General features: G+C 44.7%; 1 protein-coding gene. It reads right to left on the bottom strand.

Annotated elements, in window-relative coordinates; genetic code table 11:
• Positions 1-12 precede the first annotated feature (12 nt).
• Positions 13-1183, bottom strand: a 1171-nt coding sequence (locus B7Y67_RS18650; RefSeq protein ID WP_293599911.1) for a cytochrome ubiquinol oxidase subunit I, incomplete at its 5' end; no start/stop codon positions are given.

The raw sequence follows: 1183 nt of genomic DNA, 5'->3' as shown, positions 1-1183 counted from the left end.
TGAGGTCATAACTTAAGTCCTAAAAAGACTCCACGAAGTTTCAGATTGCTTTTCAACTTGAGTTTTGGGGCTTTCTTTATCGTCAGCCTGACGAGCCAGATAGAAAACTACCCAAATGTAAGCGCACAATAAACCCACATAAAGAGCCAAATAGGCAAATAGAGTTGAAAAGACCATACCGGTAGGCAAAGTTGTAGCAGCTTGAGCAGTGGTAAGCACTCCAGTCACTAAATAAGGTTGTCGTCCAATTTCAGTTACATACCAACCGGCTAAGACGGCAACCCAGCCTGAAAAGGTCATCAGCACCAAGCCTTTGGCTATTAACTTTGGTAGAGGCCGATTTTGACGCATCTGCCAACGCCCCAGCCATGAAAATAAGAGCATTAATACACCAACGCCAACCATCACTCTAAAAGCAAAAAATACTGGGGCAACAGGCGGAATCTTGTCTCCGAAATCATTTAATCCCTTGACCTCGCCATCCCAACTATGGGTTAAGTAAAAAGACGCCAACTTAGGAATGCTGATCTCATAGTCGTTGGTACGAGTTTGTTTATTGGGTATCCCAAAGATCACTGCAGGCACACCAGTACCGCCATTCCAAATTCCCTCCATAGCAGCTAGCTTTGCAGGTTGATGATGAAGGGTATTTAGGCCATGTAGATCTCCAAGCATAATTTGAATAGGCGTTAAAACCATGGCAGCAGTTAGCGCCATTTTCATCACCATTAAATTGGCTTCCGAGCGGCTATTGCGTAAGTAGCGGTAAGCAGAGATTCCAGCCAAGAAAAACGAGACAGTCAAAAATGAAGCTAGCATCATATGGCCAAGGCGATAAGGCATCGATGGATTAAAGACGATAGCTATCCAATCAACGGCATGCGCCCTGCCATCAATCATGGTGAAACCCTGCGGGGTTTGCATCCACGAATTTAAGGCAATAATCCAAAAAGCTGACAGGCTGGTACCAAAAGCCACTAAAAAGGTAGCTAATGTATGCACTCGTTGCGAAACACGCTTTGCACCAAATAGCATGACACCTAAGAAAGTTGCCTCAAGGAAAAAGGCTGTTAAGACTTCATAGGCTAATAATGGACCGGCAATATTGCCAACTGTCTCCATGTACCCGGGCCAGTTTGTTCCAAACTGAAAACTCATCGTGATACCACTCACGACACCCAAT

Source organism: Polynucleobacter sp. 35-46-11 (assembly GCF_002281105.1).
The sequence above is the reverse complement of the archived record's forward strand: the minus strand, read 5'-3'. Positions and strand labels throughout refer to the sequence as shown.